Genomic DNA, 24,409 nt, shown 5'->3' with positions numbered 1-24,409 from the left:
CAGATGAACATCATGACCGAAGCTGCGACCGAAGAACTTTTGGAAAAGAAGATGAACGCTGTGCCCCTGAAGATGGTCGGCAAGGACGTCTCCGTCTACTACGGCGACAAGCGCGCCCTGTACGACGTGAACCTCAATGTCCGCGAGAACACCGTGACCGCGCTGATCGGCCCCTCGGGCTGCGGCAAGTCGACGTTCCTGCGTACGCTGAACCGCATGAACGACACGATCGACGGCTGCCGCGTCACCGGCTCGATCACGCTGGACGGCGATGACGTCTACGACCCCTCGATCGATGTGGTCGAGCTTCGCGCCCGCGTCGGCATGGTGTTCCAGAAGCCGAACCCGTTCCCCAAGACAATCTACGAGAACGTTGCCTACGGCCCGCGTATCCACGGACTGGCGAAGTCCAAGGCCGACCTCGACCTGGTGGTCGAGCACAGTCTGCAGAAGGCGGGCCTCTGGAACGAGGTCAAGGATCGCCTGCAGGAGGGCGGCACGGGCCTTTCCGGCGGCCAGCAGCAGCGCCTGTGCATCGCCCGCGCCGTCGCCGTCAGCCCGGAAGTGATCCTGATGGACGAGCCCTGCTCGGCGCTCGACCCGATCGCCACGGCCAAGGTCGAGGAACTGATCCACGAACTGCGGGCGAACTTCACGATCGTCATCGTCACCCACTCGATGCAGCAGGCCGCCCGCGTCTCCCAGCGCACCGCCATGTTCCACCTCGGCAACCTCGTCGAGGAGAACGACACCGACAAGATGTTCACCAATCCGGACGACCAGCGTACGCAGGACTACATCATGGGTCGCTTCGGCTGACGCCTGCCGTCGCCAGCATGGACCATGGGCGCCCGCGCCAGTTGAGGACCAAGAGACATGACACCGACCCATATCGTTTCGATCTACGATGAAGAACTGAAGTATCTCACCCGCCGCATCTCCGAGATGGGGGGCACGGCCGAGCAGATGGTGGGCGACAGCGTGCGCGCGCTGGTCAACACCGACATGGCGCTGGCGCAGAAGGTGATCTCCGAGGACGTCATCCTCGACACCGCCGAGCGGCAGATCAACGAGAAGGCGATCGTCACGATCGCCAAGCGCCAGCCGATGGCGGCCGACCTGCGCGAGATCATGGGGGCGATCCGCATCGCCGCCGACCTCGAGCGCGTCGGCGACCTCGGCAAGAACACGGCCAAGCGCGTCATCGCGGTGCAGGGTTCCAGCATTCCGCGCAATCTCGCCCGCGGCCTGGAGCACCTGGCCGAGCTGGCGCTGATGCAGCTCAAGGAAGTCCTCGACGTCTATGCCTCGCGCAACATCGAGAAGGCCAAGGAGATCCGCGAGCGCGACGACGAGATCGACGCGATCTACACCTCGCTGTTCCGCGAACTGTTGACCTACATGATGGAAGATCCGCGCAACATCACGCCCTGCACGCATCTGCTCTTCTGCGCCAAGAACATCGAACGCATCGGCGACCACGCGACCAACATCGCCGAGACGATCTTCTACATGGCGACCGGCTCGCAGCCGGAAGGCGAGCGTCCCAAGGACGACCACACCACGTCTGTAGGTGCCATCGAGGAATAACGATCGTCGAACGCGTGCTGATCGACGCGGCGGCGAGTGGCCGTCCAGGGCGGCCGCCGACGGGCCGCGCGGACCAGGAGTGAGCAAGGCATGGTTCCAAAGATTACCGTGGTCGAAGACGAGGAGGCGCTGAGCGTCCTCCTGCGCTACAACCTCGAGGCCGAGGGCTTCGAGGTCGATACGATCCTGCGCGGCGACGAGGCGGAGATCCGCCTGCAGGAGCGCCAGCCGGACCTTCTGATCCTCGACTGGATGCTGCCCGGCGTGTCCGGCATCGAGCTTTGCCGGCGCCTGCGCCAGCGCTCGGAGACCGAGCGTCTGCCGATCATCATGCTGACGGCGCGCGGCGAGGAGAGCGAGCGCGTCCGGGGGCTTGCCACCGGCGCGGACGACTACGTGGTCAAGCCCTTCTCGACGCCCGAGCTGATGGCGCGGGTCAAGGCGATGCTGCGGCGTGCCCGGCCCGAAGTCGTCTCGACGCTTCTCAAGTGCGGCGACATCGAGCTCGACCGGGAGACCCATCGCGTCCATCGCCGCTCGCGCGAGGTACGGCTGGGGCCGACGGAATTCCGCCTGCTCGAGTTCCTGATGGCATCGCCTGGCCGCGTCTTCTCCCGCTCGCAGCTTCTCGACGGCGTCTGGGGTCACGACATCTATGTCGACGAGCGAACCGTCGACGTCCATGTCGGCCGCCTGCGCAAGGCGCTGAACTTCTCCAACATGAGCGACGTCATCCGTACGGTTCGCGGCGCAGGCTATTCGCTCGAAGCATGAACGGGGCGACGGTCACTGCCTAAACGAAAAACGGGCCCGTCATAGGCCCGTTTTTCGTTGTTCCGTATGCTGCTGCCAAGGGCGGCAGCCCGCGATCAGCGCGCCCGCCGGCGTTCTGCCGAGGGCTGGTAGGCCAGCCGCTGGTGGTAGGTGCAGTAGGGGGAGTTGTCCGGGGACTCGTTGCCGCAGAAGTGGAAGTCGTCCTTCAGCGGGTCGCCGTTCGGCCACTTGCAGGTGCGTTCGGTCAGTTGCGTCAGCTCGAGGCGGCGCGACATCGGCACGACGACGTTGGCGACGGTCCGGGTGACCGGCTGTTCGTCATATTCGAAGGCGACCTCTTCCTTGGTGACGACAGCGCCGGTCGGGCGGGCGACCGTGCGGGTCGCAACGCGTGGGGCGAAGTTCGTCGGGCGCGGGGCCGTAGCCGGGCGCTTGGCGCGGGTGGCCGTCGGTGATCCGCCGGCCTTGGCCCGGCCGGGCAGGGAGAGGCGGTGGACCTTGCCGATGACCGCATTACGGCTGACGCCGCCGAGTTGTGCTGCGATCTGGCTGGCGCTCAGCCCCTCGGCCCAAAGCTTCTTCAGCTTCTCGACCCTCTCGTCGGTCCAGTTCATCTCCGTCGTCTCCTCGTTCCAGCGATCGTTGCCGAGAATCCATCGGCGCTGCCCGGATTACTCCGCAGCACGAAATGCTCTGATACTGTTGGTGACTAGTTCCGCCGCATGCAGTCTAGCAATTGAGTTTTAACCTACCGGTAGGGGGACTCTGTGACAAGAGTCGCCGGAATCTGCCCGAATCGATTTCCCGGTTTTCCCCAACTTGCTCGCCAGGTGTGACTCACTTGCGACACTTCGCCGGGGATCCGAATCCTCACGTAACGGCATATTAAGGCGGATTTCATCGCCCCGCCGTTTGTTGACAATAACCGCTGAAATGCCGATAGTGCGGCCCGCCGCCGTAAGGCGGCATTTTCGATTTTTCCGCACTGGAAAGATCCGGGATCCATTTCCGCATCCGCTGCGAAGGAGATACGCGCCATGGCTGATGCCACGCCGCTCTACGAGACCTATCTGCGTGCACCGCTGCGCTTCGAGCGCGGCGAGGGCGTCTGGCTGATCGCAGACGACGGCTCGCGCTATCTCGATTTCGCAGCCGGCGTCGCGGTCAATTCGCTGGGCCACGCCCATCCGCATCTGGTCGAGAGCCTCAAGGCGCAGGCCGACAAGGTCTGGCACCTGTCGAACCTCTACGAGGTCCCCGGGCAGGAGACACTCGGCAGGCGCCTGACCGCGGCCACCTTCGCCGACAAGATCTTCTTCACCAATTCCGGCGCCGAGGCCCTGGAATGCGCGATCAAGACGGCGCGGCGCTACCAGTATGCCAAGGGCACTCCCGGCAAGTTCCACATCATCACCTTCGAGGGCGCCTTCCACGGCCGCACACTGGCCACGATTGCCGCCGGCGGTCAGGAGAAGTACCTGGAAGGCTTCGGCCCGAAGGCGCCGGGCTTCTACCAGGTTCCCTTCAACGATATTGCCGCCCTCAAGGAGGCAATCACCGAGGAGACGGCGGCGATCCTGATCGAGCCCGTGCAGGGCGAGGGCGGCATCCGCGTCGTCTCGAACGAGTTCCTGCGTGAGCTGCGCTCGCTCTGCGACGAATACGGCCTGCTTCTCATTTTCGACGAGGTCCAGTGCGGCGTCGGCCGGACGGGCAAGTTCTTTGCCTATGAATGGTCGGGCATCGCGCCGGACATCATGGCGGTCGCCAAGGGGATCGGCGGCGGATTTCCGCTGGGCGCCTGCCTTGCGACCGAAGAGGCGGCCTCGGGCATGGTCCCGGGCACGCACGGCTCCACCTACGGCGGCAACCCGCTCGCCATGGCCGTCGGCAACGCCGTGCTCGACGTCGTTCTGGCGGAGGGCTTCCTGGAACATGTACGCGACGTCGCCCTCGTGCTGCGCCAGGGCCTTGCCTCGCTGAAGGACCGCTTTCCCGATGTCGTCGAGGAAATCCGCGGCGAAGGCCTCATGCTCGGCATCAAGGCGAAGGTGCCGTCGGCGGATCTGCTGAAGGCGGTTCGCGCCGAGCATCTGCTGCTGGTGCCGGCGGGCGAGAACGTGCTGCGGCTGCTGCCACCGCTGATCACCACCGCCGAGGAGGCCCGCGAGGGCCTGGCGCGGATCGAGCGCGCCGCGGAGAAGCTGAGCGCGGAAAAGAGGAAGGCCTAAGGCGCGAGCCGGGCGATTGAGCAGGATTGAAAGAGCATGGCAGGCACCAGACATTTCCTCGACCTCTCCGCCATGACGGCTGGAGATCTCCGCACGATCATGGACGATGCTCTCGTACGCAAGGCCGCCACCAAGGCGGGCACGGCCGACAAGCCGCTCGCCGGCAAGATGCTGGCGATGATTTTCGAGAAGCCGTCCACGCGCACCCGCGTCTCCTTCGATGTCGGCATGCGCCAGCTCGGCGGCGAGACGCTGTTTCTGTCCGGCACTGAAATGCAGCTCGGCCGCGCCGAGACGATCGGCGACACCGCGAAAGTGCTGTCGCGCTATGTCGATGCGATCATGATCCGCACCACCGACCATGCCCGGCTGCTGGAGATGGCCGAGCACGCGACGGTGCCGGTGATCAACGCCCTGACCGACCTGACCCATCCCTGCCAGATCATGGCCGACATCATGACCTTCGAGGAGCATCGCGGTCCGGTGAAGGGGCGCACCATCGCCTGGACCGGCGACGGCAATAACGTACTGCATTCCTTCGTCGAGGGCGCCGCCCGTTTCGGCTACCGGATGAACATGGCCGTTCCGCTCGGCTCGGAGCCGGCGGACAAGGTTCTCAACTGGGCGCGCAACAATGGTGGCGACATCATGCTCTGCCATGACGCCGACCGGGCCGTCGCGGGCGCCGACGTCGTCGTCACCGACTGCTGGGTGTCGATGAACCAGGAGCACCGTGCCCGCGGCCACAACATCTTCCAGCCGTTCCAGGTCAACGAGGCGCTGATGCAGAAGGCGGGCAAGGAAGCCCTCTTCATGCACTGCCTGCCCGCCCATCGCGGCGAGGAGGTCACCGACGAGGTCATCGACGGCCCGCAGTCCGTCGTCTTCGACGAGGCCGAGAACCGCCTGCACGCGCAGAAATCGATCCTGGCCTGGTGCCTGAGCGCGATCTGACCGGCACGCCGGGCGGCGGCGCCTGCGAGGGGCGAACCGGCTATTGAAATTGCGGGAGCCTGCCACGATCTATGGCCCAACCCGCTGTCGTCGCGGTGCCGCTGCTGGCATCGCACTGCCGGATATGGAATCATCCCGGCGGTCACGACGCAGAATCACTGAAGAACGCAACCCGTCGCAGGCGGATGTGACCAACGTCCGGCCGCGTCGACATGTTGCGTCGAAGGAGCGAATGATGGCTCAGCCAGCCCCCAAACTCGGCGAACTCGATTTTGCCGGCGACGATCACGTCGTACCTTTTCAGGTCGAAGGCCTCGATGTCCGCGGCCGCGCGGTCCAGCTTGGCGCGATGCTCGACGCGATCCTCGAACGGCACGACTATCCGCAGCCGGTTGCCCGCCTCCTGGCCGAGGCGATCGTCCTGACCGTCCTGCTCGGCACGTCGCTGAAGTTCGAAGGCAAGCTGATCCTGCAGACCAAGAGCGACGGCCCGGTCGACCTGTTGGTCGCCGATTTCTCCAGCCCGGAGAACGTGCGGGCCTATGCCCGCTACGACGCCGATGCGCTGCAGGCGGCCGTCACCGAGGGCCGGACCGCGGCGCACGAACTGCTCGGCAAGGGCATCCTCGCCTTCACGATCGACCAGGGCGCCCATACGCAGCGCTACCAGGGGATCGTCGCCCTCGACGGCCATACGCTGGAGGAGGTCGCAGGCGTCTATTTCCGCCAGTCGGAACAGATCCCGACGCGCGTCCGCCTCGGCGTGGCCGAACTCTATGTCCGCGGTGACGACGGAAAGACGCGCCATCGCTGGCGGGCCGGCGGCATGGTCGCACAGTTCCTGCCCGAGGCGCCGGAACGTATGCGCCAGGCCGACCTTCCGGGCGGCGATGGCGAGGAGGCCGGCCACAAGATCGCAGAAGACGACAAGTGGGCCGAAGCCCGCACGCTCGTCGAGACCATCGACACCGACGAACTCACCGATCCGAACGTCGGCACGGAGCGCCTGCTGTACAGGCTCTTCCATGAAAGCGGTGTCAGGGTCTATCCGCCACAGCGGGTGCTCGACCAGTGCTCCTGCTCGCGCGACAAGCTGAAGACGGTGCTTTCCGGCCTGTCTGCAGAGGAGGTCGAGCACACGGCAACCGACGGCCATATCGAAGCGACGTGCGAGTTCTGCTCGACGACCTATCGTTTCGAGGTTTCCGAGGTCGCGCCCGCCTGATGCCCGCCTGATGCCCTGTGCCCCGTAAGGGCCCGGGGCCAGAGCGCAGGGTCCCGCGCTCCTGCAACGAGGCCGGCGACGGCCTCAGTTCAGGGTGCGGGACTGGCCAGGCGTGTCGAGCGAGAAGGCGGGAATTGCGACGTCGAACGCCTCGCCGGAGGGGGTCTGCATCTGGTAGTGGCCGAACATCATGCCGGACGGTGTGTCGAGCGGGCAGCCGGAGGAATATTCATAGGTATCGCCCGGTTCCAGGATCGGCTGCTCGCCGACGACGCCGGGACCGGTCACCTCGTCGACCAGGCCGTTCTGATCGGTAATGTGCCAGTAGCGGGCGATCAGCGTGATGGTGTCATCGGAATGGTTGGAGATGACGATCCGGTAGCCCCAGACATAGCGGCTGTCGTCCGGATCGGATTGCTCCTCCAGGTAGTAGGGCTCGACCGTCACCTCGATATCGCGGGTCAGCGCTCTGTACATTCTGATGCCTTGGCTTGTACCTGTTGCGACCGTTGCGCCCGCAGGATGCCGGGCAGGCATGTGCGAGCGGACGGAGGCGCTTTCGAATATTCACGTCCGCTCATTGGTTGCCACGTCTGCCGCGGCCGGATCAAGTTAAATGTGCCGGTGGGACGGCCACCTTTTGGCGGAACGGGACACGCTGCAAATTGCGATGCGTGTCCCACGGTCAGGCGCTCAGCCCCTGACCTTTTCCAGGGCCTGGGCGAAGTCGGCCAGGAGATCCTCGCCGTCCTCGATGCCGGCCGACAGCCGGACGGTGCCGGGCGAGATGCCAAGTTCGGCACGGGCCTCGTCGGTGAGGTTCTTGTGCGTCGTGGTGCCGGGGTGGGTGATGAGGCTCTTGGCATCGCCGAGGTTGTTGGAGATCTCGACGATCTCCAGTGCGTTCTGCAGGGCGAACGCCGCTTCCTTGCCGCCCTTCAGGTGGAGGCAGACGAGCGTCGAGCCCCCCGACATCTGTTTGGCGACAATATCGGCCTGCGGATGGTCCTTGCGGCCGGGATAGATCACCTGCTCGACCTTGGGATGGCCGGCGAGGAAATCGGCGATCTTCGAGGCGTTCTCCGTCTGCTGCCTGACGCGCAGCGGCAGCGTCTCGATGCCCTTCAGCAGCGTCCAGGCATTGAAGGGCGACATGGCGGGCCCTGTGTGGCGGAAATAGTCCTGCAGGCTTTCCTCGATCCACTCCTTGTCGGAGAGCACGATGCCACCCAGGCAGCGGCCCTGGCCGTCGATGTGCTTCGTCGCCGAATAGACGACGATATGCGCGCCGAGTTCCAGCGGCTTCTGGTAGAGCGGTGTGGCAAAGACGTTGTCGACCACCACCTTGGCGCCGATCTGGTTTGCGAGCCTTGCCACGCCGGCGATGTCGACCACCTCCAGCGTCGGGTTGGTGGGGCTCTCCAGGAAGAAGACCTTGGTGTTCTTGCGGATCGCCTTTTCCCAGTTGGCGAGGTCGCGCCCGTCGACGAGCGTGAATTCGATGCCGTAGCGCGGCGCCAGCGTCTCGACCACCCAGCGGCAGGAGCCGAACAGCGCGCGCGCGGCGACGATGTGGTCGCCGGCCTTGACCTGGCAGAGGATCGCCGCTGCCACCGCGGCCATGCCCGAGGCCATCGCGCGGCCTTCCTCGGCGCCTTCGAGCAGGCACATGCGGCGCTCGAACATGTCGTTGGTCGGGCTGCCGTATCGCGCATAGATGAAGCCGTCGGTCTCGCCCTTGAAGCGCGCTTCCGCGGCCTCCGAGCTCTCATAGACGAAACCCTGCGTCAGGAAGATCGCTTCGGAGGTTTCGGCATGCTGCGAACGCATGGTGCCACCATGGACGAGTTGGGTAGCCGGGCGCCAGGACTTGCTCATCGGATCATTGCCTTCCAAACAAAAAAACCGGCCGCAATGCAGGCCGGTTTTCACCCGGCCTTTTTAGCTACTTGTTTAACGTGGCTGCAAGCCGACCGGCCAAATCACCACGGGATATCCGGTCCATACTGCGTGGCGGCGCTTGCGTCAATTGCCGGCATTTGGTTTTGTCGGCCAACTTGAAGGATAGTCTCATGACCGCTGCTACAGGGATACTGGCCGACCGCGCCATCAGGGCGCTGTTCGACGCCGGCAGGTTGAAGAGCGAGGCGGCGCTGGACGCGGACCAGGTGCAGCCGGCGAGCCTGGACCTGCGCCTGGGATCGACGGCGTTTCGCGTCCGCGCGAGCTTCCTTCCCGGCCCCTCGCATCTCGTTGCCGACAAGCTCGACCGGTTGAAGCTGCATGTCGTCGATCTTTCCGAAGGCGCCGTGCTCGAGACGGGCTGCGTCTATATCGTCCCGCTGATGGAAAGTCTCGACCTGTCGAAGGAGCTGTCCGCCTCCACCAATCCCAAGAGTTCTACCGGCCGGCTCGACATCTTCACCCGCGTTATCACCGACCGCGCCCAGGAGTTCGACAAGGTCCCGGCCGGCTACTCGGGCCCGCTCTACCTGGAGATCTCGCCGAGAACCTTCCCCATCGTCGTCCGGCGCGGCTCGCGCCTGTCGCAGATCCGCTTCCGCAAGGGCAACGCGCTGCTTTCGGACGCCGAACTGCTCGCCCTGCACAAGACCGACACGCTGGTTGCGAGCGACAAGCCGAACGTCTCAGGCGGCGGCATCGCCCTTTCGATCGACCTGAAGGGCACCGGACCCGAGGGGCTCGTCGGCTATCGCGGCAAGCACCATACCGCCGTTGTCGATGTCGACAAGAAGAACCAGCACGATGTCTTCGACTTCTGGGAGCCGCTGTTCAGCCGCGGCCGCAACGATCTGATCCTTGACCCGGACGAGTTCTACATCCTCGTCTCGCGCGAGGCCGTGCACGTGCCGCCGGTCTACGCCGCCGAGATGACCCCGTTCGACCCGCTCGTCGGCGAATTCCGGGTCCACTACGCCGGCTTCTTCGACCCCGGCTTCGGCCACGCCGCCGCCGGCGGCTCCGGCAGCCGCGCGGTCCTCGAAGTCCGCAGCCACGAGGTCCCCTTCATCCTCGAACACGGCCAGATCGTCGGCCGCCTCGTCTACGAGCGCATGCTCGAACTCCCAGAAAGCCTCTACGGCTCGGGACTGGGTTCGAACTACCAGGCCCAGGGGCTCAAGCTGTCGAAGCATTTCCGGGCGGGGTAAGGGGCCCCCTCTTGAGCCTGAGTTCCTGTTCGACGCACAGGGTGCCAAGACAGGGATCGCGTGGTCGAGCGCTGAGAAAAAAGTTATGACATATTCGTTTTGTGTCGATCATTTTTCTATTAATTCGGTAAACTAAGTTCTCCTGTGCCTCGCACCAATAGAGCCGATCTGGTCCTATCAGCGCGTCGCATAACGACTTGTCGCAACGGGAGAGCATTGTCATGCGGATTAAAAGTTATAACTTATTTGACGCGTCAAAGCTTTTGAGCCAACCTGACGGGGTTCCATCATACGAAGGGAGGATCGGATGAACGGAATGTCGTTTACGCGCAGAAGCGTCCTGAAGGGATTGGGTGCGTCGGTCGCCTTTCCCTTGATCGCCAATCGCGCTTTCGCGCAGGAAAGCGATCTTGGCGCCTATCAATCCGCCAAGATCGACTGGCGACAGGCCGAAGGCGAAAACATTACGGTCGCCGTCATCCCGGCCGGGTATTTCGAGAACCTCATTGCGCTTGCGCCACAGTTCCAGGCGTTGACCGGCGTCAACGTCCGTTTCGAAAAGGTGCCGCCGGCGCAGATCCGCCAGAAGGCCGTGCTCGACCTGACGGCCGGGACGGGTACCTATGCCACCCATGCGGCGGATCCGATGTATTATCCGCTCTACCAGGCAAATGGCTGGGTGGACGATCTCACGCCCTATCTCGACGATCCGGCCCTGACGGACAAGGCCTGGTTCAAGCCGGAGGATATCGTTCCGGCCTGGCTGTCGGCCAACTCGATTGACGGCAAGGTCTACGGCATCCCCTATGATGGCGAAGTCACGCTCCAGGTCCTGCGCAAGGATCTGCTGGAAGCCAAGGGCCTCAAGCCGGCCGAGGATCTCGATGCATTCCTGGCCAATGCCAGCGAACTGCATGCGCCGAACGACCGGGTCTGGGGCACGGCGCTGCGCGGCGTAGCGGGTGCGGGCCAGAACGTCTACATCTATTCTTCGCTCTTCCGCTCCTTCGGCGGCGACTGGCTGCCGGGCGGCAAGTTGACCGTCAACGGCCCGCAGGCCGAGGCGGCGCTCGCGTGGTACGTCGACACGATGAAGACCTATACCCCGGCTGCGGCGCAGAACTGGAACTGGCCCGACATCGCCGATGCCTTCTCGCAGGGCACGCTGGCGAGCTATGTCGATGCCCATTCCTCGGCATCCGTGATCAACAATCCCGAGAAGTCGCAGGTGATCGGCAAGATCGCCTATGCCCGCTGGCCGAAGGGTCCCTCGGGCAAGCGGGTGAGCTCGATCTGGAACTGGGGCTTCCCGATCAACGCCAAGCTGTCGGATGCGCAGAAGAAGGCCACCTGGCTCTTCATCCAGTGGGCCGCGAGCGCCGAGACCCAGATTCGCACCTCCTACAGGTTCGAAGGCGCAACCAAGCGCTCCGGCGTCAACCGGCTCTCGCTCTGGAGCGACCAGGATTATGTCGAGACGGTCAGCAAATTCGGCGACAATTTCGTCGAGGCCACGCTGACGGCGCTGAAGGACGATACCGATGTCGACTGGCGTCCGCGGGTTCCGCAATGGCCGGCCGTCGGCGATGCGGTGGCAACCGCCGTGGCGTCCGCGCTTGCCGGGCAGGCGACGCCCAAGGCGGCACTCGACGCCGCCCAGCAACGCGTCGAAGGCTTCTTGAAGTGACATGAGCATGTCGGCTGCGCAGGGCATAGGGGAGCGGGATCCGCTCCCCCACGCTTCCGATCACGACCGGACCGCGCTTTCACGCGAGCGCCGCTTCGCGGCCGCACTGCTCGCGCCCGCCTTCCTGGCGCTGATCGCCACCACCACCTTCCCGCTGCTCTTCCTCGTCTGGATCAGCACCCGGCGCATGGATCTCGCCATGCCCTTCATGGATGGCTTCGTTGGGTGGGAGAACTACCGCCAGCTCTTCGCAGATCCCCGCTTCTGGGAATCCCTGGTCCTCAGCCTCGTCTATACCGTCGGCACCGTCGTGCTGCAGGTCGTCATCGGCCTGGCGCTGGCGCTGCTGGTCATCCGCATGAAGCGGGGACAGGCCCTGTTCCGGATGGTCGCCATCCTGCCCGTCGTGCTTTCGCCGGCGGTCGTCGGCATGGTCTGGCGCAGCTTCATGCTGACACCGGAATTCGGCGTGATCGACTATCTCGCCATCACCGCGGGCCTCGGCAGCCGGAACTGGCTCGGCGACCCGACGCTGGCGATGGTCTCGGTCATCGTCATCCATACCTGGCAATGGACGCCCTTCGCCTTCATGGTGCTGCTGGCGAGCCTCGCCTCGCTGCCCGACGATATCTATGAAGCCGCGCGGATCGACCGCGCCAACGCCTGGCAGCGTTTCATTCGCATCACGCTGCCCCTGCTCAGGCCCGCCATCGTCATGGTCGTCATCATGCGCACCATGGTGGCGCTGACCGCGTTTGCCGCGATCTACACCGTGACAACGGGCGGGCCGGGCACGGCGACCGAGATCCTCAATCTCTATGCCTACCGGAAATCCTTCACCGAACTCTCGCTCGGCTATGGCGCGACGCTGGCCGTGGCGTTGCTCGTGCTCACGCTGGCGATCTCGGCCCTTCTCTTCGTCATCCGGCGAAAGGACTAGGCCATGCGGAAAGCTCGCAACATCGCCATGTTCCTGGTCACCCTGGTCTTCGTCGTGGCCTGGGCCTTCCCCATCGCCTGGAGCGTGCTCAACTCGTTCAAGACGGAGCGGGACATCCTCGCCTACCCCCCGCGTTTCGTGTTCGAGCCGACGCTTGCGGCCTATCGCGAGGTGCTGTTCGGCGCCCAGTCGATCCTGCCGAATCTCTGGAGCAGCATGGTCATCTCGGTCGGAACCACGGTGCTGACCATGGTGCTCGCCATCCCTGCCGCCTATGCGCTGGCGCGGCTGCGCGTGCCGGGCCGCCGCATGACGGGCTTCTACATCCTGGTGACCCAGATGCTGCCCCCGGTCGGCATCATCATTCCCTATTTCCTGCTTCTCAGGAACATCGGCTGGATGGCTACCTATCACGGCATCATCATCATCTACCTGTCCTTCTCGCTGCCCTTCGCCATCTGGCTGATGGTCTCCTATTTCGAGGACATCCCCTTCGAGATGGAGGAGGCTGCCGCGGTGGACGGCGCGAGCCGCCTGGTCACTCTGAGAAGGATCATCCTGCCGCAGGTCAGGGGCGGCATCGCGGTCACCGTCGTCTTCGTCTTCCTCAATGCCTGGAACGAGTTCCTCTTCGCCGTCGTGCTGAGTGGAAACACGGTCCGGCCTGTCACCATCGCCATGTTCAATTTTGTCTCCGTCGAGCAGACCCTCTGGGCACAGCTCGCCGCCGTTTCGGTCATCGCCATGCTTCCCGTCGTCATCCTGGGCATCGTCGCCCAATCGCATATCGTCAAGGGCCTCACCGTCGGGGCAGTGAAGGGCGGAGGCCGCCGATGAGCCGGAGCGGTGCCGTTAATTTCGAAGGCGTGGCCAAGTTCCACGGTCGCTTCGCCGCCCTCAAGGGCGTGGATTTCGCAATCGAGCCGGGCGAGTTCTTCGCGCTTCTCGGCCCCTCGGGCTCCGGCAAGAGCACGACGCTGCGCCTGATGGCGGGGCTCGACAAGCCCTCCCGCGGCCGCATCCTGTTCGACGGCAAGGACGTGACGGCGCTCGATGCGCAGCACCGCGACGTCGCCATGGTGTTCCAGAGCTACGCGCTCTATCCGCATATGTCGGTGGCGCAGAACATCGCCTTCCCGCTGGAGATGGAGAAGACGCCGAAGGCGGAGATTGCAGGCAAGGTGGAGGAGGCGGCGCGAAAGGTCCGCATCGAGCATCTCCTCGACCGTCGCCCCGGCCAGCTCTCGGGCGGCCAGCAGCAACGCTGCGCGCTCGCCCGCGCCATCGTGCGCAAGGCCTCGCTCTTTCTGCTCGACGAGCCGCTCTCGAACCTGGACGCCAAGCTGCGGCTCGAAACGCGTGGCGAGCTGAAGCGCCTGCAGCGCAACCTCGGCGTGACCACGGTCTATGTCACCCATGACCAGGAGGAGGCGCTGACGCTGGCCGACCGGATGGCGGTGTTCATGGAGGGTGAGATCCGCCAGATCGGCAGTCCGGCCGAAGTCTTTGCGAAACCGAATTCCATCGACGTCGCCGCCTTCATCGGCTCGCCGCCGATGAACCTGCTGAAGGCCACGCTGAGGGACGGGATCCCCACCGTCGACGGCACGGTGCTGAACATCAAGGCGCTGGACAGACCAACGGGCAATGTCGTCGTCGGCGTCCGCCCTTCCGCCGTCCGTCTCGAAGCCGAGGGCATGCCGGCCACGGTCGATCTCGTCGAGAACCTGGGCGACAACGCCGTTCTCGAACTCGCCTTCGCCGGCACGACGGTGCGGGCGCGCGTGGCCGATCCGCTTGCCTATCGCGAGGGCGACACGGTCCACATCCGCTTCGATGCGAAAGACGTCCATCTCTTCGACGCCGAAAGCGGTTGCCGTCTGGAGGTCACATGGCAGGCGTAGAGACTCCGCTCAAGGGCATGGCCGACGCGATCGACAGTTCGAGCCGCGTGCCGCTGCACGTCCAGGTGAGAAGGCTGATCCGGGAACAGACGCTCGCCGGCGCGCTCGTCGATGCCGAGGGCCGGCTGATGACCGAAGCCGAGCTCGGAGCCCTCTTCGGCGTGAGCCGCATCACCATCCGCAACGCGCTCCAGCCGCTCGTAGAGGAGGGCCTGTTCTCCCGCACGCGCGGCAAGGGCACCTTCCTGCGCTCCTCCGAGATCGAGAACTGGAGCGGCAAGCTCATGGGCTTCGTGGAAACCGTCCGCGAGGCTGGCCTTGAGCCGGGTTCGGAACTCCTGCACCAGGGCATGACCAACCGGCACGACGCCGAGGTCGCCGCCGCCATGAAGGAGCGCGCCGTCTTCGAACTGCGCCGCATTCGCCTCGCCGACGGCACGCCGATCGCGATCGAGCACGCCTACTATCCGCCGGATCTCGGCCTCGAACTCCAGAGCCGCGACCTTTCCAGCGCCGCCATCTACCGCATCCTGGAGGACGAACTGGGCTTCGTGATCAAGGAGGCGATGCAGACGATCGAGGCAAGGCTCGCCGATGCGGAACAGGCAAGGCATCTCGGCGTCGAGCCCGGCACGCCGCTGACATCCGTCGAGCGCCTGACCATCGACGAGGACGGGCGCCCGCTGGAGCTCCTGCGCGCGGCCTATGTGCCCGAGCGCTATCGGCTCTCGATCAAGCTCACCCGCCGGCGCGCCGACCGCGACTAGAGCAAGCCGCGCAAAAGTGCGCACCGGTTTTGCGGCAACGGCATGCGACAAAACCAAAACTGAAAGCGCGTAAAGCGAGTCCGAAGGACCGCGACGCGCTTTGGAACAAGAGGACCCTGTCATGGCCAAGACGAAACCCGACATCATCATCATCCTGAACGACGACATGGGCTTCTCCGACATCGGCTGCTATGGCGGCGAGATCGAGACGCCGAACCTCGACAGGCTGGCGGCCGGCGGACTGAGCTATTCCCAGTTCTACAACACCGCCCGCTGCTCGCCCTCGCGCGCCTCGCTGTTGACGGGGCTCCATCCGCACCAGACCGGTATCGGCATCCTGACCTATGACACCGGACCGGAAGGCTATGCAGGCGACCTCAACCGGCGTTGCGTCACGATCGCCGAAGTGGTGAAGGAGGCCGGCTACGGCACCTATCTCAGCGGCAAGTGGCACGTCGCCAAGAACCTCACCGAGCCCACCGATTCCTGGCCGATGCAGCGCGGCTTCGAAAAGTTCTTCGGCACGATCATCGGCGCCGGCAGCTTCTACCACCCCAACACCCTGACCCGCGGCAACGAGAGCGCCGAACACGAGGCGACCGAAAACCCGGAGTTCTTCTATACCGACGCGATCAGCGACCAGGCGGCCGCCTTCATCCGCGACCATCATCGCGACACGCCGGACAAACCGCTCTTCCAATATGTCGCCTATACCGCCCCGCATTGGCCGCTCCATGCCCATGACGAGGACATCGCCAGATACAAGGGCCGCTTCGACGAAGGCTGGGACAAGCTGCGCGAACAGCGGCTGGAGCGTCTCGTCCGGGCCGGCATCATCGACGCGTCCTGGGTGCTGACCGAACGCGACCCGACCCAGCCGGCCTGGGAGAATGCCGAAGAGAAGGAATGGCTGTTGCGCTGCATGGAGGTCTATGCCGCGCAGATCGACCGGATGGACCAGGGCATCGGCCGCATCGTCTCGGCACTCGAGGAAACCGGGCGGCTGGACAACACGCTGTTGCTCTTTTTGTCCGACAACGGCGCCTGCGCCGAGGATATCCCCGAGGGCGTGAACGTGCAGTCTCTCGTCGACGATCTCATGATCGCCCAGGCCGAGACCCGCGACGGCCGCCCCGTGCTTCTCGGCAACGATCCCTCCGTCATGCCCGGGCCGGAGGACACCTACCAGAGTTATGGCGTCGCCTGGGCCAACATGTCCAATGCGCCCTTCCGTCTCTACAAGCACTGGATCCACGAAGGCGGGATCGCAACGCCGCTGGTTGTTCATTGGCCGAAGGGCATTTCCGATCAGGGCGGCGTCCGCCACGTGCCGGGGCAACTTCCCGACCTGATGGCAACAGTGCTCGAGGTCAGCGGAGCGGCCTATCCCCGCACCTACAAGGACAACGACATCCTGCCGCTCGAAGGCGTCAGCCTCGTAAAGTCCTTCGGCGCCGACTACGAGCGTCAGGAACCCCTCTTCTGGGAGCACGAAGGCAATGCCGCCGTGCGCGTCGGCAAATGGAAGCTCGTGCGCAACTATCCCGGCGACTGGGAACTCTACGACATGGACGCCGACCGGACGGAGACCCGCGATCTCGCCGCTGCCCATCCCGAACGGGTCGCGCAGATGCTGGCGCTCTATGAGGAGTGGGCAGCGCGCTGCGGCGTGATTCCGCGCGAGAAGATCCTCGAGGAAATGAAGAAGCTCGGCGGGACCGCGTTCTGGGAGAAGGACGAGGACGAGGAGTAATACGGGCCGAAGCTTTGCTCCGCGCGCTGGGTTACGGCCGGTGCGTGCGCGGCGGGGAATTGCTCTTGAACACGAGGGCCTCGTCGACGGCGAACATCGTTCGATGCATCTGCATCGCGCCGCCGAGCGCCGGGCCTTCGAGGCCGAGGGGGGAGAGGACAATTTCGGGGATCGGCTGGTCGCCGAACAGGTTCGACCGGATGCGGGCGAACACGTCGTCCCGGCAAAGCTGGAACAGCGGGGCGACGGGGCCGCCGAGCACGATGCGCGAGGGATTGAAGATACTGCTGATGATGGCAAGGCCGCGGCCGAGATAGAACGACCAGTCGGCTGTCGCGGCTGCCGCGGCCGCCGTTCCGCGGGAAGCCTCCTCGATGAAGTCCTCGATCGTCCGTGCGTCGCCGCCATAGTGGCGATGCCGCGCCATGATCGCATCGCGACCGATGAAGCTTTCGAATGAGCCCGCCAGTGTCGCGACCTTGGCAAAACCCTCTTCGCCCAGGATCATGTGCCCGAACTCGCCGGCATAGCCGTCGTGGCCTCGCAGCAACCGACCCGACGCCATGATCGCCCCGCCGACGCCGGCATCGAGGAAGACATGGATTTCGGTGTCCGGCGCGAGCGCGTCGCTCTTGTACCCGTCCGCGATCGCAAACGCTTTGGCATCGTTTTCAGCAACGATTGTCGGCATCTCCGGCAACCGGTCCCTCAGGTGGTCGATGATCGGGACGTCGTGCCATCCGAGAAACGGCGCGCGCAGCACCCTGCCGGCATTGTCGATCACGCCGGGAAGCGTGACGCAAAGGCCCTTCAATGGGTGGGTCGACTCCAGCGGCCGGCAAATTTCTCGCACGTTGCCGGCCAACTGGTCCAGCGCCGTCGTGACGTCGCCCGGAAGCGCCTGAAGCGGGAAGTGACGCTCGGAGACGATGTTACCGGAAAAATCCAGGGCGACCACGCTGATCCGTCCGACGGCGATCTCCGCGCCGAGAAAGAGCGCATGCGTGGGGTTCAGGCGGACGAGCGTGCCCGGTCGCCCTGTCCCCGCGCTCTTGTCGTCCCCGGCACTGTCCTCGATGATCAGGCCCTCAGTCGCCAGGCTGGCAACGATGTTCCCGGCCGTCGATCTGGTGAGGTCCAGTTCGCGCGCGATGCTTGCCCGGCTCGCACTACCAAGACGAAAGACGACATCGAGGACCCGCATTTCGTTGATGTGCCTGACGGCGCGGGGCATCGACATGCAGTGTTCCTCTATCGAGAGAATTCGGCGGCCGGTGCGCGCCCACCTTGACATCTATAGGATAGCATGTTTGTTTTCAATCCAAACAAAGTGGAGCGCCGACCGGGGAGGGTCGCATTCGGTTTTGCTTCAGGACTGCGGCCGGCGCTGCCGGGCCGCTTGGGCGCAGGCGAAGCTCCGACGACAAGGCGAGGAACGGGAATGCCGGAAAAGCAGCCAAGGCGGCTCAGGGTGGGGGTGCTCGGCGCGGGCCAGATTGCCCAGGCGGCTCATTTCGAAAGCTGCACCAAGGCGATCAATGCCGACCTCTATGCGATTTGCGACGTGGCGGACGACCTGCGCGAGCGCATGGTGATCACGCACGGCGCGGAAAGGGGGTATGACGACTACGACCGGATGCTCGCCAATCCCGATGTCGACGCCGTCATCGTTGCGACAGCCGATCCCTTTCACGTACCTGCCTCGATCCGCGCCTTGGAAGCCGGCAAGCACGTTCTGTGCGAGAAACCGCTCGGGTTGACGGTCGAGGAATGCCTCGAGCTGAAAGCGGCCGTCGCACGGTCCGGCAAGGTGCTTCAGGTCGGGCACATGAAGCGCTTCGATGCGGGGCTGCAGGCCGCGAAATCCTTCATCCGCGACGAGATGGGCGAGGTGGTCGCGCTCAAGGCATGGTATTGCGACAGCACGCACCGCTATCCGATGACAGACGCGGTGCAGCCGCTGATCGTCACCAGCGCCAACGCGAGAAGGCCGGCAACCAATCCGAAGGCGGATCTCCGCCGCTACTACATGCTCGCGCATGGATGCCATCTGATCGACACCGCACGCTATCTCGCCGGCGATATCGTCTCCGTGCAGGCGCGCCTGTCCGAGCGGGCCGGCATCTGGTGCTGGTTCGTGGACGTCGCGTTCGCTTCCGGCACGCTCGGCCATCTCGACCTGACCGTCCAGGTGCGGATGGACTGGCACGAAGGCTTCCAGATCTACGGGCAGAACGGCAGCATTCTCGGCAAAACCTATAACCCCTGGTACTACAAGTCGAGCGACGTGGACATCTTCCGGGAGGGGGATGGCGCGACCCACCGCGTTCTCGGGGCGGACGGCCACTTCTACCGTCGCCAGCTCGAAGGATTTGCCCGTACCATCCTCGACGGAACGCCGATGGAGGGTGCGGACGTCGATGACGGCCTCGCCTCCGTGCAAGCCATGGTCGCCATTGCCCGTTCCGCCGAAAGCGGCAAGCCCGTCGCTCTCGCCGATGTCGACGGTGGCGTCTGATGAAGCTTGGAATTTTCGCCAAGACATTCGAAGGAACGGATCCCGGCACGGTGCTGGCAGCCGTCGCCGATGCCGGCTACGCCTGCACGCAGTACAACATGTCCTGCTCGGGGCTACCGCCCATGCCGGATGCGATCAGCGATGCGCAGGCGCAATCGGTCGCCCATGCCGCCCGACAGAGCGGCATCGAAATCGTTGCCGTGTCCGGCACCTACAACATGATCCACCCGGACGCCTCCGTGCGGCAGGCGGGCCATCGACGGCTGGAGGTCCTTGCTGGGCACTGTGCATCGATGTCGACGCGGTTGATTACGCTGTGCACGGGCACCCGCGACCCGCTCGACCAGTGGAGGGCTCATCCCGCAAACAATTCGCCCGAGGCCTGGCGTGATCTTCTGGAGGCCATGGAAACGGCCGTCGGGATTGCCGAGCGACACGACGTCGACCTCGGCATCGAGCCCGAACTGGCCAATGTCGTCAACTCGGCCGAAAACGCGCGGCGGCTGATCGACGAGATGGCCAGCCCGCGGATCAAGGTCGTCCTCGATCCGGCGAACCTCTTCGAAGTGGCGACCCTGGAAGAACAGCGGGCCATCGTCACCGCCGCGGTCGATCTCCTGGCGGATCGGATCGTCATGGCGCACGCGAAGGACAGGAATCCCGACGGCAGTTTCACCACCACAGGCAAAGGGGTTCTCGACTATCCGCACTATCTGGCCAGCCTGAGAGCTGCCGGCTTCCAAGGCAGCCTGGTGACGCACGGCCTGACGGCGTCGGAGGCATCGGATGTTGCCCTTTTCCTCCGCGATATTCTGGCGGGCGGCCGATGAGCGGGGCCCGATCCTTCGCCACCGACGATGGCACGCGCCTCAATATCGTGTCTGTGGGGGAGGGCATTCCGGTCGTCTTCCTGCACGGACTGTGCGGCGATGCGGGCCAGACGTCGGAGGTCTTTCCCGCCATGTCCGGCTACAGCCGCGTCACCGTCGAGGCGCGGGGACACGGCAGCTCGCAGCCCGGCCCCCTCGACCGGCTGTCGATTGCAACGTTTGCCGGCGATATCGAACGCTACATCGAAAAGCACCTGGAGGCGCCGGTCGTCATCGGCGGGATTTCGATGGGAGCGGCGATTTCACTGCGCTTCGCAGTAATGCGGCCGGATCTCGTCAGGGCACTGATCGTCGCCCGGCCCGCATGGCTGACGGCAGCGGCGCCTGAGAACATGGCTCCCAATGCCGAAGTGGGTCGCCTGTTGGGAAAGCTTCCGCCGGAACTGGCGAAAACGCAGTTTCTCGCCGGGCCGATCGGGCAGCGTCTTGCCGAGCTGGCGCCGGACAACCTGGCGTCGCTGACCGGCTTCTTCGACCGCCGGCCGATCGACGTGACGGCAGCACTTCTTACCGCCATTGCGAATGACGGACCCGGCATCGCAGTGGAGGATGTCGCCCGCATCGACGTCCCCGCGCTCGTCCTCGGGCACGGGCAGGATGTCATTCATCCCGTCGAATATGCGCAGGCGATCGCCGCCGCGATCCCCCGCGCCCGTCTTGTCGAAATCATCCCCAAATCCGTCAGCCGCGCCGGCTATGTCGCCGATTTCCGCCGAGCCCTGGCGGATTTCCTTCAGGAGATCTGACAGATGGCCGACCGCCCCGCCCGCTGGATCGATGCGCTGCCGAGAGACCGGCTGATCGCCGAATTCTCGGTCTGGTCGGCCGATCTCCTGCGCCTCGCCGATGACATCGCGCGCGTGGAGCCGTTCGCGGATCTCCTTCATGTCGATGTGGCCGACGGGCATTTCGCCCCGTCCATGCTGTTCTTCCCCGACCTGGTGGCGGCAATCCGCAGGGCATCGGTCCGGCCGGTCCATGTCCATCTCATGGTGGCGGACGGCATCGTCCTTTCGCAGATCGAACAGTTCGCGGATGTGGGCGCGGACCTCATCAGCATCCATGTCGAGAACGAGACCGTTGCCGACGAGGCGCTGGATCTGCTGGGCAGGAAAGGCGTTTCCGCCGGCATGGTGCTTCGCGTCGAGACGCCGGTCGAACGCATCCGCCGCCATCTGGCCCGGCTCGATTTCGTGACGCTGCTCGGCACGGCAATCGGGGTGAAGGGGCAGGGGATCGATCAAAGGGCCGGTGCGCGCCTGCAGGAGGCAAAGCGGATCATTGCGGATTGCGGGGACGACCGGCGCATCGTTCTGGCCGCAGACGGCGGCATTCGCGAGCAGACGGTTCCGATGCTGCGCCGGGCGGGCGCCGCGACCGTGGTGCTGGGCTCGCTCGCCTTCAATGCCCCCTCCCTCGAAGAGCGAATGGAATGGCTGCGCGCACTTTGACACCTCCCGATACGCGGGTCGCCGTCGGCGTGGACCTCGGCGGAACCCATGTCCGCGCAGCGCTCGTCGACGCCCGCGGCACCATCCGGGCGAGGGCGGAAGAGCGGACGGAGGCGACAGCGGGACCCGATCGCGTGCTGGCGCAGATCAAGCGGCTGACCGACGCGATCCTGGCGGATGCGCCCGAGGAAGTCGTCGGCATCGGCGTATCCACACCCGGCCCCGTCGATACGATTGCCGGCGTCGCCAAGAACATTCCGACCCTCGCGGGGTTTGTCGGCTACCCGCTTCGGGCGGAACTGCAGAAGCAGTATCCATTCCCCGTCATCCTCGAGAACGACGGCATCGCCGCCGCGGTCGGCGAGTGGCGGTTCGGTGCCGGGCGGGGCCTGGACAATATCGTCTACGTGACGATCAGCACCGGCATCGGCGGCGGCGTGATCGCCGATGGTCGGGTCTTGCGCGGCCGCATGGGCATGGCGGGGCATATCGGCCACATGTCGATCGCGCCCGACGGTGCGCTCTGCCCGTGTGGCGGACGCGGATGCTTCGAGGCCTATGGATCGGGAACGGCACTGGCCGCCCGCGCCCGCATGGCGGCCGTGGGGTGCGGCGACACCGTTCTGGGCCGGGACGGGGGCGGGATCGATGGTCGCAGCGTCTTTGCGGCCGCGCGCGATGGCGATCGCCTTGCCAATCAACTCGTCGACGAAGAGGCGGAGATCCTGGGTCGCGGCATCACCAGTCTGTTGCACATCTTCAGTCCCGACATCGTCGTCGTCGGCGGCGGGCTTTCCGAAGAGTTCGACCGGTTGCAACCGGGCCTGCGCAGTTATGTCGCCACGTTTGCGATGCCGGCGTTCCGCGACGTGAATGTCGTCAAGGCGGCGCTGGGCCAGAATTCGGGCCTCGTCGGTTCTGCCGCCCTGGCGCTCCTTGCGGATGCTGCTCGCGAAGAGAGGTAGGAGCACAGCGCTCGGCGCCCCTCAGGACGCCCGGAAGCCCCCGTCGACCTTGATCGATTGGCCGTTGATCATGCTGGCGGCGTCAGAGAGAAGGAACAGGATGACTTCGGAAATCTCGTCCGGCATTTCGAAGCGGCCGAGCGGGATGCGTGAAAGCATGGCATCCGCCTTGTCCTTGTCGCTCCAGGCCTTCTCCGCCATGGGCGTGAGGGTGACGATCGGGTTGACGCAATTGACGCGGATGCCGTGGCGGCCGAGCTCGTTGGCCATCACGCGCGTCATCGCGTCCAGCCCGCCCTTCGAGGCGCAATAGGCCGTATGGTCGATGACGCCCTGGAAGGCCGCCATGCTGGAAACGTTGACGATCGACGCCGGCTGGCCGTGCCTCAGCCTATCGCGGACGAATTCCTGCGCCACGATCATCGGTGCGCGGGTATTGACGGCGATGATGAGATCGAAGGTCTCGACGGTCACGTCGACGAAGGACTGCAACTCCGTGGTGCCCGCGCAATTGACGAGCAGGTCGGCCGGCAAGGCCTTGATCGTCGCCTTCCGCGTGGCCTCCGCGTCGGCAAGGTCGACGGCAATGGTCTCCGCCCCGATTTCCGCCGAAAGCCTGTCGAGATCGTCTTGCGAACGCGACAGGGCGATCACCGTCGCGCCGCGGCCTGCCAGCAGGCGGGCGGTGGAATAACCGATACCCTTGCCGGCGCCGGTAACGATGACGCGCTTTCCGGTGAAATCCATATCCCTCGTCCTCCTTCAAAAGCCGGCGTTACGACGGACCGGAGTCCGCCGTAGCACTGCACTCACCAGCAGGTGTAGCCGCCGTCTACCGGCAGGACGGCGCCGGTGATCAGGCTCGCGGCGTCGGAGGCCAGGAACAGGATCGCTGCTGCGACTTCGTCGGCCTGGCCCATGCGGCCCATCGGCGTGTCCTTGAGCCAGAGCGGGAGCCGCTCTGCGTTGAGCGGATTGGCGCTGACCATCGGGGTTTCGATGTAGGTCGGCGCGACGGCATTGACGCGGACGTTGTACTGCGCCCATTCGGCAGCCATCGACCGCGTCATGTGATGGACGGCGGCCTTCGAGACGTTATAGGGTGTCTGCGGCTGCGGCCTGTTGGCGATCGTGCCGGACATCGAGCCGAGATTGACGATCGAGCCCCGCTTCGCCTTCACCATGTGGGAGCCGAAGGCACGCGAGCACCAGAAGACGCCGTTGATGTTGACGTTCATCATCCGCAGCCATGCATCGTCCGTCACAGCCTCGGAGGGGACGCCGCTTTCGCCGATCCCCGCATTGTTGATGAGGATCGTCGCCGGCGTCCCGCGATTTGCGAGCTCGTCGGCGATCGCCGTCATCCGGCCGGAATCGGTGACGTCGCCGGCGATCAGTTCCGCCTTGTATCCCTTGGCCTCCATCTGCCCCACCGCGCCGCGTCCCATCTCCTCCCTTGGCTCGATGATCACGACATGGGCTCCGGCCTCGCCGAGTGCGAGTGCCGTCTGGAAGCCGATGCTGCGGCCGCCGCCGGTCACGACGGCGACATCGCCGCTGGTCTTGAAGCGCTTCTCGAATGACATCGTC

At 65.1% G+C, this 24,409-nt stretch carries 24 protein-coding genes and 1 riboswitch; of the genes, 18 read left to right on the top strand and 6 right to left on the bottom strand.

The features are described 5' to 3' along the window. The first annotated feature begins 3 nt into the window (after window positions 1-3). The 3 genes from pstB to phoB all read left to right on the top strand — a co-directional run bounded on the left by pstB (window position 4) and on the right by phoB (window position 2,364). Complete coding sequence (pstB, locus tag GGQ64_RS07065; protein WP_183801275.1) at window positions 4-819, top strand: phosphate ABC transporter ATP-binding protein PstB; 816 nt, start codon at window positions 4-6, stop codon at window positions 817-819. Window positions 820-876: 57 nt separating this feature from the next. Beyond that, a complete protein-coding gene (phoU, locus tag GGQ64_RS07060; RefSeq protein WP_183801271.1) occupies window positions 877-1,590 on the top strand; it encodes a phosphate signaling complex protein PhoU in 714 nt (237 codons plus the stop codon). Window positions 1,591-1,680: 90 nt separating this feature from the next. Continuing rightward, window positions 1,681-2,364 carry a phosphate regulon transcriptional regulator PhoB gene (gene phoB, locus GGQ64_RS07055; RefSeq protein WP_183801268.1) on the top strand — a complete coding sequence of 228 codons (684 nt, stop codon included), beginning with the start codon at window positions 1,681-1,683 and terminating at the stop codon, window positions 2,362-2,364. Between the two features lie 95 nt (window positions 2,365-2,459). Here phoB and GGQ64_RS07050 read toward each other — a convergent pair whose 3' ends face one another. Next, window positions 2,460-2,978 carry a GcrA family cell cycle regulator gene (locus GGQ64_RS07050; protein WP_183801264.1) on the bottom strand — a complete coding sequence of 173 codons (519 nt, stop codon included), beginning with the start codon at window positions 2,976-2,978 and terminating at the stop codon, window positions 2,460-2,462. 423 nt (window positions 2,979-3,401) lie between these two features. Here GGQ64_RS07050 and GGQ64_RS07045 point away from each other — a divergent pair, with 423 nt between their 5' ends. The 3 genes from GGQ64_RS07045 (at window position 3,402) to GGQ64_RS07035 (ending at window position 6,774) form a co-directional block, all read left to right on the top strand. Further along, window positions 3,402-4,595 (top strand): aspartate aminotransferase family protein, encoded by a 1,194-nt coding sequence (locus GGQ64_RS07045; RefSeq protein WP_183801260.1) that lies wholly within the window; start codon window positions 3,402-3,404, stop codon window positions 4,593-4,595. Window positions 4,596-4,631: 36 nt separating this feature from the next. Beyond that, on the top strand, window positions 4,632-5,549 hold the full coding sequence (gene argF, locus GGQ64_RS07040; RefSeq protein WP_183801257.1) for an ornithine carbamoyltransferase: 918 nt from the start codon (window positions 4,632-4,634) through the stop codon (window positions 5,547-5,549). A gap of 235 nt (window positions 5,550-5,784) precedes the next feature. After that, a complete protein-coding gene (locus tag GGQ64_RS07035; protein ID WP_183801255.1) occupies window positions 5,785-6,774 on the top strand; it encodes an Hsp33 family molecular chaperone in 990 nt (329 codons plus the stop codon). Window positions 6,775-6,858: 84 nt separating this feature from the next. On the opposite strand, the gene apaG is transcribed toward GGQ64_RS07035, so the two are convergent. Together apaG and GGQ64_RS07025 are read right to left on the bottom strand one after the other, a co-directional pair. Further along, window positions 6,859-7,251 (bottom strand): Co2+/Mg2+ efflux protein ApaG, encoded by a 393-nt coding sequence (apaG, locus tag GGQ64_RS07030; RefSeq protein ID WP_183801252.1) that lies wholly within the window; start codon window positions 7,249-7,251, stop codon window positions 6,859-6,861. 216 nt (window positions 7,252-7,467) lie between these two features. After that, on the bottom strand, window positions 7,468-8,652 hold the full coding sequence (locus tag GGQ64_RS07025) for an O-succinylhomoserine sulfhydrylase (RefSeq protein WP_183801249.1): 1,185 nt from the start codon (window positions 8,650-8,652) through the stop codon (window positions 7,468-7,470). 42 nt (window positions 8,653-8,694) lie between these two features. After that, window positions 8,695-8,773: riboswitch (SAM riboswitch) on the bottom strand. Between the two features lie 73 nt (window positions 8,774-8,846). Here GGQ64_RS07025 and GGQ64_RS07020 point away from each other — a divergent pair. The 7 genes from GGQ64_RS07020 (at window position 8,847) to GGQ64_RS06990 (ending at window position 16,995) form a co-directional block, all read left to right on the top strand. Then, entirely contained in the window at window positions 8,847-9,944 is a 1,098-nt protein-coding gene (locus tag GGQ64_RS07020; RefSeq protein ID WP_183801246.1) for a 2'-deoxycytidine 5'-triphosphate deaminase, read from the top strand. 307 nt (window positions 9,945-10,251) lie between these two features. Beyond that, a complete protein-coding gene (locus GGQ64_RS07015) occupies window positions 10,252-11,631 on the top strand; it encodes an ABC transporter substrate-binding protein (RefSeq protein ID WP_183801242.1) in 1,380 nt (459 codons plus the stop codon). Window position 11,632: 1 nt separating this feature from the next. Further along, entirely contained in the window at window positions 11,633-12,571 is a 939-nt protein-coding gene (locus GGQ64_RS07010; protein WP_183801239.1) for a carbohydrate ABC transporter permease, read from the top strand. Between the two features lie 3 nt (window positions 12,572-12,574). Next, window positions 12,575-13,408, top strand: a complete 834-nt coding sequence (locus GGQ64_RS07005; RefSeq protein WP_183801237.1) for a carbohydrate ABC transporter permease — start codon at window positions 12,575-12,577, stop codon at window positions 13,406-13,408. Continuing rightward, window positions 13,405-14,475: an ABC transporter ATP-binding protein gene (locus GGQ64_RS07000; RefSeq protein WP_183801234.1), complete on the top strand. Its 1,071-nt coding sequence runs from the start codon at window positions 13,405-13,407 to the stop codon at window positions 14,473-14,475. Before GGQ64_RS07005 ends, GGQ64_RS07000 begins: the two co-directional genes overlap by 4 nt. Then, a complete protein-coding gene (locus GGQ64_RS06995; protein WP_183801231.1) occupies window positions 14,463-15,242 on the top strand; it encodes a GntR family transcriptional regulator in 780 nt (259 codons plus the stop codon). The genes GGQ64_RS07000 and GGQ64_RS06995 overlap by 13 nt, the downstream gene beginning before the upstream one ends. A gap of 121 nt (window positions 15,243-15,363) precedes the next feature. Next, a complete protein-coding gene (locus tag GGQ64_RS06990; protein WP_183801227.1) occupies window positions 15,364-16,995 on the top strand; it encodes an arylsulfatase in 1,632 nt (543 codons plus the stop codon). 31 nt (window positions 16,996-17,026) lie between these two features. On the opposite strand, the gene GGQ64_RS06985 is transcribed toward GGQ64_RS06990, so the two are convergent. After that, on the bottom strand, window positions 17,027-18,235 hold the full coding sequence (locus GGQ64_RS06985) for an ROK family transcriptional regulator (RefSeq protein WP_183801224.1): 1,209 nt from the start codon (window positions 18,233-18,235) through the stop codon (window positions 17,027-17,029). 201 nt (window positions 18,236-18,436) lie between these two features. Here GGQ64_RS06985 and GGQ64_RS06980 point away from each other — a divergent pair, with 201 nt between their 5' ends. Genes GGQ64_RS06980 through GGQ64_RS06960 form a run of 5 tightly spaced genes read left to right on the top strand, consistent with a single transcriptional unit; the run spans window position 18,437 to window position 22,819 of the window. Next, window positions 18,437-19,513: a Gfo/Idh/MocA family protein gene (locus tag GGQ64_RS06980; protein ID WP_183801221.1), complete on the top strand. Its 1,077-nt coding sequence runs from the start codon at window positions 18,437-18,439 to the stop codon at window positions 19,511-19,513. Then, window positions 19,513-20,343, top strand: coding sequence for a sugar phosphate isomerase/epimerase family protein (locus GGQ64_RS06975; RefSeq protein WP_183801218.1), 831 nt, complete (start codon window positions 19,513-19,515; stop codon window positions 20,341-20,343). Before GGQ64_RS06980 ends, GGQ64_RS06975 begins: the two co-directional genes overlap by 1 nt. Next, entirely contained in the window at window positions 20,340-21,149 is an 810-nt protein-coding gene (locus GGQ64_RS06970) for an alpha/beta fold hydrolase (RefSeq protein WP_183801215.1), read from the top strand. The genes GGQ64_RS06975 and GGQ64_RS06970 overlap by 4 nt, the downstream gene beginning before the upstream one ends. 3 nt (window positions 21,150-21,152) lie before the next feature. Beyond that, window positions 21,153-21,854 carry a ribulose-phosphate 3-epimerase gene (locus GGQ64_RS06965; protein WP_183801212.1) on the top strand — a complete coding sequence of 234 codons (702 nt, stop codon included), beginning with the start codon at window positions 21,153-21,155 and terminating at the stop codon, window positions 21,852-21,854. Beyond that, window positions 21,836-22,819: an ROK family protein gene (locus GGQ64_RS06960; RefSeq protein ID WP_183801209.1), complete on the top strand. Its 984-nt coding sequence runs from the start codon at window positions 21,836-21,838 to the stop codon at window positions 22,817-22,819. Before GGQ64_RS06965 ends, GGQ64_RS06960 begins: the two co-directional genes overlap by 19 nt. A 21-nt stretch (window positions 22,820-22,840) precedes the next feature. Here the strand turns inward: GGQ64_RS06960 and GGQ64_RS06955 are convergent, their stop codons facing one another. Beyond that, window positions 22,841-23,566 (bottom strand): SDR family oxidoreductase, encoded by a 726-nt coding sequence (locus tag GGQ64_RS06955; protein WP_183801206.1) that lies wholly within the window; start codon window positions 23,564-23,566, stop codon window positions 22,841-22,843. A 62-nt stretch (window positions 23,567-23,628) separates the two neighbouring features. Further along, window positions 23,629-24,405 carry an SDR family NAD(P)-dependent oxidoreductase gene (locus GGQ64_RS06950; RefSeq protein ID WP_183801203.1) on the bottom strand — a complete coding sequence of 259 codons (777 nt, stop codon included), beginning with the start codon at window positions 24,403-24,405 and terminating at the stop codon, window positions 23,629-23,631. Window positions 24,406-24,409 lie beyond the last annotated feature (4 nt).

It is taken from the genome of Mycoplana azooxidifex, from assembly GCF_014196765.1.
GTDB classification, from domain to species: Bacteria; Pseudomonadota; Alphaproteobacteria; order Rhizobiales; family Rhizobiaceae; genus Mycoplana; species Mycoplana azooxidifex.
This window is presented reverse-complemented; position numbering and strand designations above follow the sequence as displayed.

Bases quoted from the DNA above. Each gene is read 5' to 3' on its own strand.
- pstB (WP_183801275.1), top strand. From the start codon at position 4: ATGAACATCATGACCGAAGCTGCGACCGAAGAACTTTTGGAAAAGAAG.
- phoU (WP_183801271.1), top strand. From the start codon at position 877: ATGACACCGACCCATATCGTTTCGATCTACGATGAAGAACTGAAGTAT.
- phoB (WP_183801268.1), top strand. From the start codon at position 1,681: ATGGTTCCAAAGATTACCGTGGTCGAAGACGAGGAGGCGCTGAGCGTC.
- GGQ64_RS07050 (WP_183801264.1), bottom strand. From the start codon at position 2,978: ATGAACTGGACCGACGAGAGGGTCGAGAAGCTGAAGAAGCTTTGGGCC.
- GGQ64_RS07045 (WP_183801260.1), top strand. From the start codon at position 3,402: ATGGCTGATGCCACGCCGCTCTACGAGACCTATCTGCGTGCACCGCTG.
- argF (WP_183801257.1), top strand. From the start codon at position 4,632: ATGGCAGGCACCAGACATTTCCTCGACCTCTCCGCCATGACGGCTGGA.
- GGQ64_RS07035 (WP_183801255.1), top strand. From the start codon at position 5,785: ATGGCTCAGCCAGCCCCCAAACTCGGCGAACTCGATTTTGCCGGCGAC.
- apaG (WP_183801252.1), bottom strand. From the start codon at position 7,251: ATGTACAGAGCGCTGACCCGCGATATCGAGGTGACGGTCGAGCCCTAC.
- GGQ64_RS07025 (WP_183801249.1), bottom strand. From the start codon at position 8,652: ATGAGCAAGTCCTGGCGCCCGGCTACCCAACTCGTCCATGGTGGCACC.
- GGQ64_RS07020 (WP_183801246.1), top strand. From the start codon at position 8,847: ATGACCGCTGCTACAGGGATACTGGCCGACCGCGCCATCAGGGCGCTG.
- GGQ64_RS07015 (WP_183801242.1), top strand. From the start codon at position 10,252: ATGAACGGAATGTCGTTTACGCGCAGAAGCGTCCTGAAGGGATTGGGT.
- GGQ64_RS07010 (WP_183801239.1), top strand. From the start codon at position 11,633: ATGAGCATGTCGGCTGCGCAGGGCATAGGGGAGCGGGATCCGCTCCCC.
- GGQ64_RS07005 (WP_183801237.1), top strand. From the start codon at position 12,575: ATGCGGAAAGCTCGCAACATCGCCATGTTCCTGGTCACCCTGGTCTTC.
- GGQ64_RS07000 (WP_183801234.1), top strand. From the start codon at position 13,405: ATGAGCCGGAGCGGTGCCGTTAATTTCGAAGGCGTGGCCAAGTTCCAC.
- GGQ64_RS06995 (WP_183801231.1), top strand. From the start codon at position 14,463: ATGGCAGGCGTAGAGACTCCGCTCAAGGGCATGGCCGACGCGATCGAC.
- GGQ64_RS06990 (WP_183801227.1), top strand. From the start codon at position 15,364: ATGGCCAAGACGAAACCCGACATCATCATCATCCTGAACGACGACATG.
- GGQ64_RS06985 (WP_183801224.1), bottom strand. From the start codon at position 18,235: ATGTCGATGCCCCGCGCCGTCAGGCACATCAACGAAATGCGGGTCCTC.
- GGQ64_RS06980 (WP_183801221.1), top strand. From the start codon at position 18,437: ATGCCGGAAAAGCAGCCAAGGCGGCTCAGGGTGGGGGTGCTCGGCGCG.
- GGQ64_RS06975 (WP_183801218.1), top strand. From the start codon at position 19,513: ATGAAGCTTGGAATTTTCGCCAAGACATTCGAAGGAACGGATCCCGGC.
- GGQ64_RS06970 (WP_183801215.1), top strand. From the start codon at position 20,340: ATGAGCGGGGCCCGATCCTTCGCCACCGACGATGGCACGCGCCTCAAT.
- GGQ64_RS06965 (WP_183801212.1), top strand. From the start codon at position 21,153: ATGGCCGACCGCCCCGCCCGCTGGATCGATGCGCTGCCGAGAGACCGG.
- GGQ64_RS06960 (WP_183801209.1), top strand. From the start codon at position 21,836: ATGGCTGCGCGCACTTTGACACCTCCCGATACGCGGGTCGCCGTCGGC.
- GGQ64_RS06955 (WP_183801206.1), bottom strand. From the start codon at position 23,566: ATGGATTTCACCGGAAAGCGCGTCATCGTTACCGGCGCCGGCAAGGGT.
- GGQ64_RS06950 (WP_183801203.1), bottom strand. From the start codon at position 24,405: ATGTCATTCGAGAAGCGCTTCAAGACCAGCGGCGATGTCGCCGTCGTG.